Below are 12,756 nucleotides of genomic sequence, written 5' to 3' on the forward strand. Positions count from 1 at the left end.
ACTTTATTCGAATGAAAACTTTTTCGGAGCACCGTCATGGCAGAAACAAATAGTCCTCGTTACTCACGTATTTTACTCAAGTTGTCTGGTGAAGCATTATCAGGCAACCGTGAGATGGGGATTGATGCTCAAGTTCTTGATCAAATGTCACTGTCTATTGCACATTTGGTTGGTTTGGGTGTACAAGTGGGCATCGTAGTAGGTGGTGGTAACTTATATCGCGGCAGCCAATTACAAAAAGATGGTCTCGTTGGGCGTGTTACAGGTGACCAAATGGGTATGCTTGCAACGGTTATGAATGGTTTGGCTATGCGTGATGCGCTGGTACGTCGTAATATCAAAACTCGCCTGATGTCTGCGTTGTCTATTGGTACTGTCGTTGAGCCATATTCAAGCCGTGATGCAATTCGTCACCTCAGCCAAGGTGAAGTCTGCGTATTTGTGGCTGGTACAGGCAATCCATTCTTTACAACAGATACAGCTGCATGTTTGCGTGGTATCGAGATTGAAGCGAACCTTATCCTGAAAGCCACTAAAGTTGATGGCGTTTATAATAAAGATCCAAGTAAATATGACGATGCAGTAAAATATGATCGTTTGACTTTTGATCAAGTGTTGGATGAAAAGTTGGGTGTAATGGATCTTACTGCGATTTGCTTATGTCGTGATCATAATGTGCCTTTACAAGTATTTGATATGAACAAATCTGGCGCATTGCTTTCAATCGTGATGGGTGAAAAAGAGGGAACTCACGTTACGAAGTAATATACGTAACTGAGAAAGCTCTTTATACTAGCGCTAATTTTATTTTACATTTTGAGAAAGTAAGGAAGATCATATGATTAACGATCTTAAAAAAGACAGCGAACAGCGAATGCAAAAGTCACTCGAGTCCTTGGAGCAAGGATTTGCAAAAGTTCGTACTGGCCGTGCGCACCCATCTATTTTAAATGGTGTCATGGTTCCTTACTACGGTTCGGATGTGCCATTAAACCAAGTGGCAAACGTGGGTGTTGAAGATTCACGTATGTTGATTGTTCAACCATTTGAACGCACCATGGTTTCTGCAATTGATAAAGCGATTCGTGAAAGTGATTTGGGTTTAAATCCAATTACTGCCGATGCAATTCGTGTGCCATTACCAGCACTCACTGAAGAAACTCGCCGTGATATGCAAAAGGTTGCACGTACTGAAGCTGAAAATGCCAAAGTTGCAATTCGTAACATTCGTCGTGATGTTTTGGGCGACTTAAAAACATTATTGAAAGAAAAAGAAATTTCTGAAGATGATGAACGCCGCGCAAGTGATGATATTCAAAAGATCACTGACAAATATGTAGCTGAAGTAGATAAGCGTCTAGCTGCAAAAGAAGAAGAGTTAATGAAGGTTTAATGAATGACGAGTTTAAACGGCATTCATCACCTTCCTCAACATGTTGCCATCATTATGGATGGCAACAATCGTTTTGCTAAAAAAATGCATCTTGCGCAAGGCGCTGGGCATAAAGAAGGTAAAAATACGCTAGATCCTGTCGTAGAGCGCTGCCGTGAGCTTGGGGTTCAGGCCTTGACGGTTTTTGCTTTTTCAAGTGAAAACTGGAATCGACCTCAACCTGAAGTTGATTTGCTGATGCATTTGCTAGAGCAGACCGTTCATGAGCAAATCCCGCGTATGATCAAGTTTGAGATTGCTCTACGTTTTATCGGTGAGCGTTCTCGACTTCCATTACACTTGCAAGAGTTACTCAATACTGCTGAGCAACAAACCGCTCACTTTAAGCAAATGACGCTGACGATCGCGATTAGTTATGGCGGTATGTGGGATATTGCGGATTCAGCCAAGCGTATTGCTCAAGATGTACTTGACCATAAAATTACAGTTGATCAGATTAATCCCGCACTGTTTGGTCAATATATTCATCTTGGAGATTTGCCTCCAGTAGACTTGCTCATTCGAACAGGCGGAGATTATCGAATTTCTAATTTCTTGCTGTGGCAGTCTGCATATGCAGAGCTTTATTTTACTAAAACATTATGGCCTGAGTTTTCAGTAGAAGAACTTAATCAAGCCTTTAAGGTATTTGCACAGCGTGAACGCCGTTTTGGTAAAACCTCTGAACAAATCCAACAAGAGAAAACTGAGAAATAATACATGTTTGAGCGGATTAAAACCGCGTTGGTATTGGTAGCAATTGTTTTAAGTTGTATGTTTGCTACAACCTCGCATTACCCTATGCAAGCATTGATGGTCATTGCTGCAACGATTGCAGGGTATGAGTGGTACAAATTAATGCCAAAGCAGGATGCATCGATACGACCATTTTTTGTTTTTGGATATGCTTGTATCGCCTTGATTGTATCTGTGATTGCATTGTATGTTCATGATATTACATTGCTTTTTTGGATAGCTTCCATTTTAGTGTGGCTCACCAGTGTATATTGGGTGAAAAACTTTCCAGAATATGATGGTTGGTATAATAAAAGCCTTAATCTGGTTGGCCTGATCCTGATTTCAGCAGCAGTGAGTGCAATTTTCTCTGTCTGGGAACATTCGCCGTGGTGGCTAATGTATCTATTCCTCTTGGTTTGGGGCGCAGATAGTGGTGCGTATTTTGTTGGGCGAAAGTTGGGTCGGCGTAAAATGGCGCCAAATGTTAGCCCCAATAAATCGGTTGAAGGTTTATTTGGTGGCTTAATCACTTCAGGTATTATTGTTGTTATTGTTCAAAGTCATTATTTACATTTAACTTTATTACAACATGTACTATTTCTAATCCTCTCGATTATCACTGTACTTGGTTCGGTTCAAGGTGACTTGTTTGAATCAATGATTAAGCGCCGAGCAGGTGTGAAAGATTCGGGTCGAATTCTTCCTGGGCATGGTGGTGTTTTGGATCGTATCGATTCATTGCTCGCAGCAGCACCGATTTTTGCAACAGGAATTTATTTACTAAAACTTATCGGTGTAGATCTCTAAATGTCTCAATCTGTTTGTATATTGGGTGCAACTGGTTCAATTGGTGAAAGTACATTAAAAGTATTGCAGCAACATCCAGATAAATACTCGGTTTTTGCAGTTACGGCGTATAGTCGACTTGAAAAATTGGTTGAAATATGCAAACAGTTCCATCCTCAAGTTGCTGTTGTTCCCTCAACGCAACAAGATCGACTGGCACAGTTGTTTAAACAGCATCAGATTGATTATACAGAAATTTTGACTGATGAAGCTGGTTTGGTTGCTGTTGCTGAGCATCCACAGGTTGATATTGTCATGGCGGCAATTGTTGGTGCAGCAGGACTGCTACCAACATTAGCAGCAGTCAAAGCCAGTAAGCGCGTACTGCTTGCGAACAAAGAAGCTTTGGTTATGTCTGGCGAAATCATGATGCAAGCAGCTGAACAGCATCAGGCGCTTTTGCTGCCTGTAGACTCTGAGCATAATGCGATTTTTCAGTGTTTGCCAAATGGCTATTGTCAGTCAGAGCGTACAGGTCAACCTAAACAAGGTGTCTCTCGAATTCTGCTGACTGCATCAGGTGGCCCATTTTTAAATACATCATTGAATGACTTACATGATGTGACCCCCGCGCAGGCATGCAAACATCCAAATTGGTCAATGGGCCAGAAAATATCCGTCGATTCTGCAACGCTCATGAATAAAGGTCTGGAATTGATTGAAGCATGTCATTTGTTTTCAATTTCAGAACATTTTGTTACAGTCGTTATCCATCCACAAAGTATTATTCATTCTATGGTTCAATATGTGGATGGTTCAACTTTGGCTCAAATGGGTAATCCTGATATGTGTACGCCAATTGCACATGCATTGGCTTGGCCACAGCGCATCTCAACGCCCGTAGATGCTTTGGATTTATTTGTACATCAACAGCTTAATTTTCAACAGCCCGACACGATTAAATTTCCTGCCTTACGTTTAGCTCGTCATGCTATGCAAGCAGGTGGTGTTGCCCCAGCGATTTTAAATGCTGCCAATGAAATTGCAGTTGCTGCATTTTTACAGCAAAAAATAAAATTTACCGCAATTCCTGAAGTTGTAGAACATACCTTAAATGATATGGAAAATGCTCAGGCCAATTCGCTAGAGACTATTTTACAAGCAGATCAATTTGCTCGTAATATAGCAACTCAGCGTGTTGATGCTTTAAGGCTAAAATAATGAGTATTTTATTTATTGTGCTTGCGGCAATTTTTTTGCTTGGGCCACTGATTGCCATTCATGAATTTGGTCATTATTGGGTTGCACGCAAATTGGGTGTCAAGGTTCTGGTCTATTCAATTGGCTTCGGACCAACTGTACTTAATTGGACATCTAAAAAGTCGGGAATTCAGTATCGGTTATCGGCATTGCCTTTGGGTGGTTATGTCAAAATGCTGGATGAACGCGAAGGTGATGTTAAGGCTGAAGATCTTCCTTTTGCATTTAACCGTCAGTCTCCTTGGAAACGCATCGCGATTGTTGCAGCAGGGCCACTGATTAACTTGATCTTTGCAGTTTTATTGTTTTGGGTACTGTTTTTACCCCAGCAGGAACAGCTTAATACCCGCGTTGGTAAAGTGATACCTGAAACGCCTGCCTCGATTGCAGGTTTGCAAGTCGGTGATAAAGTTGTTGCAATTGATGGTAAAACTACCTCGACTTGGGAAGCCTTAAATTTTGCACTGGTTGATCGTGCGGGAGAGACAGGGCAAATTCAGGTACAGGCTGAACATCAGGGTCAACTCAAAAATTTTAGTCTACCCATTCAGAACTTCTTAAAAGATCAAACACAGTCTGCTTTAGATACTTTAGGATTTTTGCCATATCGTCCAAAAATTGAACCTATTATTGATCAGCTTGTGCCAGATGGCGCTGCTAGTCGTCAAGGTATGCAAAAAAGCGACAAGATTCTTGCAATTGATGGGGTGAAAACACCTGACTGGTTCGATGTAGTTGATATCGTACAAAAGTCGCCAGAAAAATTACTTAAAATTGATGTTGAGCGGCAAGGTAAGGTTCTTCAGTTGCAGGTCATGCCTCAGGGCAAGCGTGACAATATGGGAAATGTGACAGGCATGCTGGGGGTTCAAACCAAGTCAGCACACATTACTGTTCCTAGCCAATATAAGCAAACTATTCAATATACACCTGTACAAGCGTTTGGAAAAGCGGTACAAAAGACTGGTGAAATTTCCAGTATGATCTTAAATTCAATGACCAAAATGGTTCGTGGTTTAATTGGTTTGGAAAATTTATCAGGTCCAATTACGATTGCTAAAGTTGCTGGACAAAGTGCAGAAATGGGTTGGCAAACTTTTATTTCATTTATGGCATTGATGAGTGTAAGTTTGGGGATTTTGAACTTGTTACCAATTCCAATGCTTGATGGTGGACATCTAGTTTATTATTTTATAGAAGCAATTCGAGGTAAACCTGTTTCTGAACAAATACAAATGATTGGTTTTAAAATCGGTATGGTATTGCTAGGTAGCATGATGGTCCTTGCTTTATTTAATGATTTTATGCGTTTATAACAGAATTACGAAATATCCAACTTAGTGGAAAAAATAGGCATGCGTCACACACATTTTTTAATGCCTTTAGCACTGGTGAGTGCAATGGCTGCTGTACAACAAGTTTATGCCGCGGATGAATTTGTTGCCCAAGATGTTAAAATCGAAGGTTTAGTTCGCTTAACCCCTGCCAATATTTATAGTATGTTGCCAATAAAAAGTGGTGATCGTGTAAATGATGCGAGCCTCAATAACGCGATACATACTTTATATGATTCAGGTTTATTTGATGACATTAAAGCGACCCAACAGGGCAATACTTTAGTTTTTAATGTTGTTGAACGTCCTATTATTTCTAAAGTTGAATTTAAAGGCAACAAGCTCATTCCTAAAGAAGCTTTGCAAGACGGCTTGAAAAAAATGGGAATTGCAGAAGGCGAAGTCCTGAAAAAGTCAACTCTGCAAAATCTTGAGACAGAGCTTGAGCAGCAATACAATCAGCAAGGTCGTTATAATGCTGATATTAAAGTTGAAACCACACCGCGCCCAAATAACCGCGTTGACTTAACCATTAATTTTAATGAAGGTAAGGCTGCTAAAGTTGTCAATATTAGCGTGATTGGTAACACAGTTTTTAGCGATGATGACATTAAACGAGCATTCGCACTTAAAGAAAGCAGTTGGTCATCTATCGTGACTCGTAATGACCGTTATGCTAAAGAGCGTATGGCGGCAAGTCTGGAAGCATTACGTGCCTTATATTTGAATGCAGGTTATGTCAATTTTGCTGTGAATTCATCAAACTTGAATATCAGTAATGATAAGAAAAATATTTTTGTTGAAGTTTCAATTACTGAAGGCCAGCAATTCAAGGTTGGTCAGACTAAGTTCTTAGGTGATACTTTATTTAAACCTGAAGAATTAAAAACGCTGCAAATTTATAAAGATGGCGATACTTATTCTCAAGAAAAAATTGATGCCGTTAAAAATCTGTTATTGCATAAATATGGTAATGCAGGTTATTACTTTGCTGAAATCAATGTTGTTCCACAAATTGATAATGATAAGAAAATCGTTGATCTGAATTATTACATTAATCCAGGTCAGCAAGTGACGATTCGTCGTATTAACTTTACGGGTAATACTAAAACTGAAGATCAGGTATTACGTCGTGAAATGCGTCAAATGGAAGGCGCTTTGGCAAGTAACGAGAAAATTGACTTGTCTAAAGTGCGCTTAGAGCGTACGGGTTACTTTAAAACTGTTGATGTTAAACCTGTACGTATTCCAAATGTACCAGACCAAATTGATTTGGATGTTAATGTTGAAGAGCAACATTCAGGCACAAGTACTCTAGCACTTGGTTACTCACAAAGTGGTGGTATTACTTATCAAGCTGGGATTAGCCAGTCTAACTTCCTGGGTACAGGTAAAAGTGTAGGTTTTGACTTTACCAAGTCTCAGTATGCAACGTCTTATAGTTTAGCAGTTACAGACCCATACTTTACGATTGATGGCGTAAGTGCTGGTTATAATGTCTATTATAAAGAAACTAAACCATACCAAGATTACCACGTTAGTGATTACTACTCTAAAACACTCGGCGCCAATACAAGCCTGTCTTATCCAATCGATGAGAACCAAAGTGTTAGTGGCTCATTTGGTTTAGAAAGTACTGATATTTCTACTGACCAGTATGGTTCTGTTGCATTTAGAGACTATTTGTTGAGTCATGGCGGTAAAGTGAAAGCAACGGCAACGCCAACCGCTGGCGGTGCGCCTTACGCGAGTGAGTTTGATGGAAGCTATCTCAATTACCTTGTAAACTTGGGTTGGTCATTTAATACGCTAAACCGACCAATGTTACCAACATCAGGTCAGTTGCACAGTGTGAATCTGGAAGTTGCTTTGCCAGGTAGTGATGCTGCATATCAGAAATTGACTTATAGTACCCAAGTATTTTTCCCAATTGGTAGTAAAGGTTGGGGAGTTCATGGTTATGGTAAGTTAGGTTATGGCCATGATCTGCCGTTCTGGAAAAACTACTATGCTGGTGGTTGGGGATCAGTTCGTGGTTATCAAGACAATACTTTAGGGCCAGCTTATCCTGGAGTGTACTATAGCGCGAATAACATAGCGCAAAGCAGTAGTCGGGATTCTACAGGTGCAAATGCACTCGTACAATTTGGCGGGGAATTGATTTTACCTGTGCCATCAAAAGCTGACTGGGCACGTAATGTTCGTCCTGTATTGTTTGCTGAAGGTGGTAGTGTCTTTGATACAACATGTAATGTAAGTGCTTATAACAATCCTGCTACTCCAAGCACGTCTACAGATGCTGGAGCAAAGCAATACTGTAAAGATAACTACGGTTTTGATTTAGGTAATTTACGTTATAGTGTTGGTTTTGGTCTGACTTGGAATACCATGATTGGTCCTCTTTCAATCAGTTATGCTTTCCCGTTGAATAAGAAAACAACTGATCAAACACAAGCAGTGCAATTCCAGATTGGTCGAACTTTCTAAGTTCGGCCTTCAGCCAGTCGTTAAAAATGTAATGATTTAAGGATATATCAATGAAAAAATTAGCAGTAGCATTAGTAGCAGGTTTAGGTTTTATGGGTATGGCACACGCTGCAGGTTATGGTGTCATTGACATGCAACGTGTTGTTGAAAACAGTACTTATTTGAAACAGCAAAATGACGGTTTACAACAAGCAGTAAAACCTGCCGCTACACGTGTTGAACAGTTAAATAAAGAGATTCAGGATTTGCAAAATAAAGCAGCTACAGCTAAACCAGCAGAAGTACAGCAGCTTAAAACACAATATGATGCGAAAGTAAAAGAAATTAATTCATTGGAACAAAACATTCAGCAGCGCGTACAGTCTACTTCTCAGGCGACAGGGCAAACTTTTACCACACGTGTGCAGCAAGCTGCAGAACAATTGCGTAAAGAAAACAGTTTAGATTTCGTTTTGAATAAAAATTCAGCACTTGCCTATGACGTTAAGAACGACTTAACTGATAAAATGATTCAAAAGGTTAATGCGATGAAATAATCAATGATTCAGCGTTCATATACACTTAAAGAATTAGCATCTTTAGTACATGGTGAATTAATTGGACAACCTGAAACGAAAGTTTCAGGTTTGTCTAGTTTAGAGCAAGCGACATCTCAGCAGATTTCTTTTGTGAATGGGGATAAATACTTAGAGCAAGCACTTGCTTCTAAGGCTGCTGTCTTAATCGTCACACGTGACTTACAATCTCAATTGACAACACATCAGAATTTTATTGTTGTTGAAAATCCATATCTTGCTTTTGCAATGCTTACACATGTGTTTGAAATTAAAAAAACAGATGTGGGGATTGAGAGTACAGCCCAAATTCATCCTTCTGCCATGATTTCAGATACTGCCTATATTGGTCACTATGTGGTCATTGGTGAGAACTGTGTCATTGGGGATGATACATTTATTGAGTCACATGCCAAGATTGATGATGGTGTGGAAATTGGGCAGAAATGTTTTATTGACTCACATGTTACGATTACTGGATTTAGCAAAATTGGTAACAATGTGCGCATTCATGCCAATACCGTGATCGGAAGTGAAGGTTTTGGCTTTGCTCCTTATCAAGGGAAGTGGCATCGCATTGCACAGTTAGGCTCTGTGAAAATTGGCAATAATGTGCGCATTGGATCAAATTGTAGTATTGACCGTGGTGCATTAGATGACACAATTTTGGAAGATGGGGTCATTGTAGATAACCTTGTGCAAATCGCACATAATGTGCATGTTGGTGAAAATACTGCGATTGCTGCAAAAACAGGCATTGCAGGTAGTACAACGATTGGCAAAAACTGTATACTTGCGGGCGCTTGTGGGGTGGCCGGACACCTAAAAATTGCAGACAATGTGACATTAACAGGAATGTCAATGGTCACAAAAAGTATTTTTGAGTCTGGTGCATATTCTTCAGGAACTGGTTTGTTTGAAAGTGGACACTGGCGTCGTACGATTGTTCGCTTGAGACAATTAGCAGATGTGCCATTGACCCAAATTGTCAAACGACTAGATCATATACAAACTCGTATTGAGTCACTTGAATCAACTTTTAATATGCGTAAATGAATATGACAGAGTCACAAAATCAAGATTTGAATAAACCAGAATTACCAATGAATATTCAACAAATTCGTGAATATTTGCCACATCGCTATCCATTCTTGTTGGTGGATCGAGTGACAGAAATTACCGATAACAGTATCGTTGGTTATAAAAATGTGTCTATTAATGAAGAATTTCTTCAAGGGCATTTTCCAGAATATCCAATTATGCCAGGTGTCTTAATCGTTGAGGCATTGGCACAAATTTCTGGTGTGTTGGGTTTCGTATTAAATAATGAAAAACCACAACCAGGTTCTTTGTTCCTTTTTGCAGGTGCAGAGAAAGTTCGTTTTAAGAAGCAGGTTGTTGCAGGTGATCAGCTCGTGCTGAAATCTGAGCTTGTCATGCAAAAACGCGGTATTTACAAATACAACTGTACTGCTAGCGTTGATGGTATTGTGGCAACAACGGCTGAAATTATTATCTCTCATCAAAGAATCTAGAGTAGGCATGAGCAATAAAGAATATATCCACCCAACCGCTATTATTGACTCATCTGCAGTTATTGCACCAGATGTAGAAGTTGGTCCTTACTGTGTGATTGGTCCTCACGTGACAATAGGTGCAGGTACTAAACTTCACTCTCACGTTGTGATTGGCGGATATACTCGTATTGGTGAACATAATGAGATTTTCCAGTTCGCTAGTGTAGGTGAGGTTTGTCAGGACCTTAAATATAAAGGCGAGGAAACATGGCTTGAAGTTGGCGATCATAATGTGATTCGTGAGCATTGCAGCTTACACCGCGGTACGGTGCAAGATCATGGTTTAACCAAAGTAGGTAGTTATAACTTACTGATGGTTAATACACATATTGCTCACGATTGTCAGATTGGTGATCATAATATTTTTGCCAATAATGTGGGCGTGGCAGGTCACGTTCATGTTGGAAGTTATGTTGTGATTGGTGGGAACTCTGGAATTCATCAATTCTGTAAGATTGACTCTTATAGCATGATCGGTGCGGCATCTTTAATTGTGAAAGATGTGCCTGCTTATGTGATGGCATCTGGAAATCCAGCCCATGCTTTTGGTTTGAATATTGAAGGAATGCGTCGTAAAGGTTGGTCAAAACAAGTGATTCAAGGCTTACGTGAAGCATTCAAGCTCATTTATAAAGAAAGTCTGACAACCGTAGAAGCGCTTGAGCGTATTCGTGCAGAAATCTTGCCAGAGGTGGCTGAAGTTCAGTTGCTGATTGATTCTTTAGAACAGTCACAGCGTGGTATTTTGCGTTAAGCAGGATAGCATGATAAAAAAAGATGCCATTCGGCATCTTTTTTTATGAAAATCACTTTTCATATTTTTAGGCACTTTGCAGATATTGTTGTTGGTTGATAAGTGATGCGCCAGTTTTCTGCTGTACTTCTTCAAATTCTACCTTATCTGCCAGTTCAACCACTTTGATGCCTTCGGGTGTAATATGGTAAATGATTCTGAACTTCAAAGCGTTACCGTGGTCGAAGACATGGGGCATATTGGATATGCTGCGATTTTGCATGGTTGTAAAGTCGGAAAAAATGCCATGATCGGCATGAACAGCGTGATTCTGGATGACTCAGAAATTGGTGAAAATACCATTATTGGTGCAAACAGCACCGTAACGGCAAAGACCAAGATTCCTGCCAATAGCTTGGCACTCGGTAGCCCTGTGAAAATTATTCGTGAATTAAGAGCCGACGAGATCGCATGGAAAACTCAAGGGACACAGCAATATATCGAGCTGACTCAGCGTTGTTTGCACAGCCTGCAAGAAGTCATGCCATTGAATGAACAAGACCTGTTATTGCCACGTAAAACTTATCTGGACTTTCAGGCAGATCACCACACAAAATAAAAAAATCAATGAGATGCTTAATTATAAAAAAATCAAATTTATCTGCAAAGCAACAAAAATTGATGCGTAAAGTAAAGCCTTTGCGTTAAAACATGAGTTTTGTTGCATTGAGGTTAAATTTTAAATAAAAATTAGGGCAGAACCCTCTAAAATAGGGGATCTGTGACTTGTTCTCACTAAAATTTATACGCATAGCAGAGTAAGATGCTCTAAAATGACAGTTGATTCTTTTTTGAGATATTTGCATGTTTAGGTCTAAGGACAATTCAACAAAAATTAGCACCGATGAGCATAAGAAAAATATAGATTATGTTTTTAACGAAGTTGGATTTAGTTTTTTTGTACTCAAAAACTTTCTATGGTTTTTTTGGTTTTTAGATTTAGGCTTATTGCCAGGAAAAATTATTACTTACTTGTATTCTAATCATGCAACATGGTTATCCTATGCTTATGATATAAAAAGTTCTTCGTGGTTGATGTTGGATAAATCACCAACTCTCAGTTATATCGGCTGGTTTTGTATTGCGCTGGCACTGTCAAATCCTAAAACCATCCAGCAATTATTGTATAGAATTCCATTCTTAAAAATTAAAATCAGTCGTGATCTTCTCAATTATCAAACCTTGGTTTATGGTTTTTTTATTGGGTTTCTTGCATCCCATTTATCGAGTGTTTTTATGGGGTTGCCAGATATTTTTTCAGCATATTCAATTGAATATATTCGGATTTTTTAAATTATTTACTGTATTTAGACCACATGATAATGATGATTAATTTCAACCTGTGCAACTTGCTCAGTCAGTAAATAACGTCTTGTCAATAATTTCGCATCGGTGCTGATATTGCTGTTTGTCCAAAGAGTGATCTTGGCAAAAGACTTTTAATTCATTTTTAATTTTTTGACTGAGTTTTTGAGGAACAGTCATATTCATCTTTTAGTTCTCCAAAGTACTTCAAACTTTTCAGCAATAAGAAATTGATCAATTTCAGATTCAAGAACCTTGTCAAAAACATGAGCCAAACGAGAGAAAAATCCATTTGAATGCTATAGCAGAGACAAAAACCTGTGCGATAACCTGATAGCACTATTACTTTGCTGGCTGGTTACTGAATGCTCGTTTAAAATACCAAAGCAGAGAGCAACAACGCGCGACACAAAATCAAACAGCAAAAATGAAAAAGCTCTCTGACAAACAAATCAACCTGTTCGTTCAAAAGCTGACATATCGTTATGAA

The 12,756-nt window shown here is 39.3% G+C and carries 13 protein-coding genes and 1 pseudogene; 13 read left to right on the top strand and 1 reads right to left on the bottom strand.

The window, feature by feature from the left end:
• Window positions 1-36: 36 nt before the first annotated feature.
• From pyrH to lpxA, 11 genes are all read left to right on the top strand, one after another.
• Window positions 37-765 carry a UMP kinase gene (gene pyrH / locus F975_RS07560; RefSeq protein ID WP_004751913.1) on the top strand — a complete coding sequence of 243 codons (729 nt, stop codon included), beginning with the start codon at window positions 37-39 and terminating at the stop codon, window positions 763-765.
• Window positions 766-838: 73 nt separating this feature from the next.
• Window positions 839-1,393 (top strand): ribosome recycling factor, encoded by a 555-nt coding sequence (gene frr / locus F975_RS07565; protein ID WP_004751915.1) that lies wholly within the window; start codon window positions 839-841, stop codon window positions 1,391-1,393.
• A gap of 3 nt (window positions 1,394-1,396) precedes the next feature.
• Window positions 1,397-2,149 carry a polyprenyl diphosphate synthase gene (uppS, locus tag F975_RS07570; RefSeq protein ID WP_004751917.1) on the top strand — a complete coding sequence of 251 codons (753 nt, stop codon included), beginning with the start codon at window positions 1,397-1,399 and terminating at the stop codon, window positions 2,147-2,149.
• 3 nt (window positions 2,150-2,152) lie between these two features.
• A complete protein-coding gene (locus tag F975_RS07575) occupies window positions 2,153-2,977 on the top strand; it encodes a phosphatidate cytidylyltransferase (protein ID WP_004751919.1) in 825 nt (274 codons plus the stop codon).
• Window positions 2,978-4,177, top strand: a complete 1,200-nt coding sequence (gene ispC, locus F975_RS07580) for a 1-deoxy-D-xylulose-5-phosphate reductoisomerase (protein WP_004751921.1) — start codon at window positions 2,978-2,980, stop codon at window positions 4,175-4,177.
• On the top strand, window positions 4,177-5,532 hold the full coding sequence (gene rseP, locus F975_RS07585) for an RIP metalloprotease RseP (RefSeq protein ID WP_004751923.1): 1,356 nt from the start codon (window positions 4,177-4,179) through the stop codon (window positions 5,530-5,532). Before ispC ends, rseP begins: the two co-directional genes overlap by 1 nt.
• A gap of 39 nt (window positions 5,533-5,571) precedes the next feature.
• Window positions 5,572-8,037, top strand: a complete 2,466-nt coding sequence (gene bamA, locus F975_RS07590) for an outer membrane protein assembly factor BamA (protein WP_004751925.1) — start codon at window positions 5,572-5,574, stop codon at window positions 8,035-8,037.
• A 50-nt stretch (window positions 8,038-8,087) separates the two neighbouring features.
• On the top strand, window positions 8,088-8,573 hold the full coding sequence (locus F975_RS07595) for an OmpH/Skp family outer membrane protein (RefSeq protein WP_004751928.1): 486 nt from the start codon (window positions 8,088-8,090) through the stop codon (window positions 8,571-8,573).
• Window positions 8,574-8,576: 3 nt separating this feature from the next.
• A complete protein-coding gene (lpxD, locus tag F975_RS07600; RefSeq protein ID WP_004751930.1) occupies window positions 8,577-9,647 on the top strand; it encodes a UDP-3-O-(3-hydroxymyristoyl)glucosamine N-acyltransferase in 1,071 nt (356 codons plus the stop codon).
• 2 nt (window positions 9,648-9,649) lie between these two features.
• Window positions 9,650-10,126, top strand: coding sequence for a 3-hydroxyacyl-ACP dehydratase FabZ (fabZ, locus tag F975_RS07605; protein ID WP_034426211.1), 477 nt, complete (start codon window positions 9,650-9,652; stop codon window positions 10,124-10,126).
• Between the two features lie 7 nt (window positions 10,127-10,133).
• Complete coding sequence (lpxA, locus tag F975_RS07610) at window positions 10,134-10,922, top strand: acyl-ACP--UDP-N-acetylglucosamine O-acyltransferase (RefSeq protein ID WP_004751935.1); 789 nt, start codon at window positions 10,134-10,136, stop codon at window positions 10,920-10,922.
• Between the two features lie 67 nt (window positions 10,923-10,989).
• On the opposite strand, the gene F975_RS15455 is transcribed toward lpxA, so the two are convergent.
• The gene (locus tag F975_RS15455; RefSeq protein WP_212749277.1) at window positions 10,990-11,160 is read right to left on the bottom strand and encodes a hypothetical protein; all 171 of its coding nucleotides are present in this window, start codon (window positions 11,158-11,160) and stop codon (window positions 10,990-10,992) included.
• Between F975_RS15455 and F975_RS07615 the strand changes: the two are divergent.
• Window positions 11,128-11,520 (top strand): annotated as a pseudogene (locus F975_RS07615) (LbetaH domain-containing protein); the annotation flags it as partial. The gene F975_RS15455 and the pseudogene F975_RS07615 overlap by 33 nt on opposite strands.
• Window positions 11,521-11,765: 245 nt before the next feature.
• Window positions 11,766-12,254, top strand: coding sequence for a hypothetical protein (locus F975_RS07620; RefSeq protein ID WP_004751938.1), 489 nt, complete (start codon window positions 11,766-11,768; stop codon window positions 12,252-12,254).
• Window positions 12,255-12,756: the final 502 nt, after the last annotated feature.

It is taken from the genome of Acinetobacter brisouisimilis (assembly GCF_000368265.1).
GTDB lineage: Bacteria > Pseudomonadota > Gammaproteobacteria > Pseudomonadales > Moraxellaceae > Acinetobacter.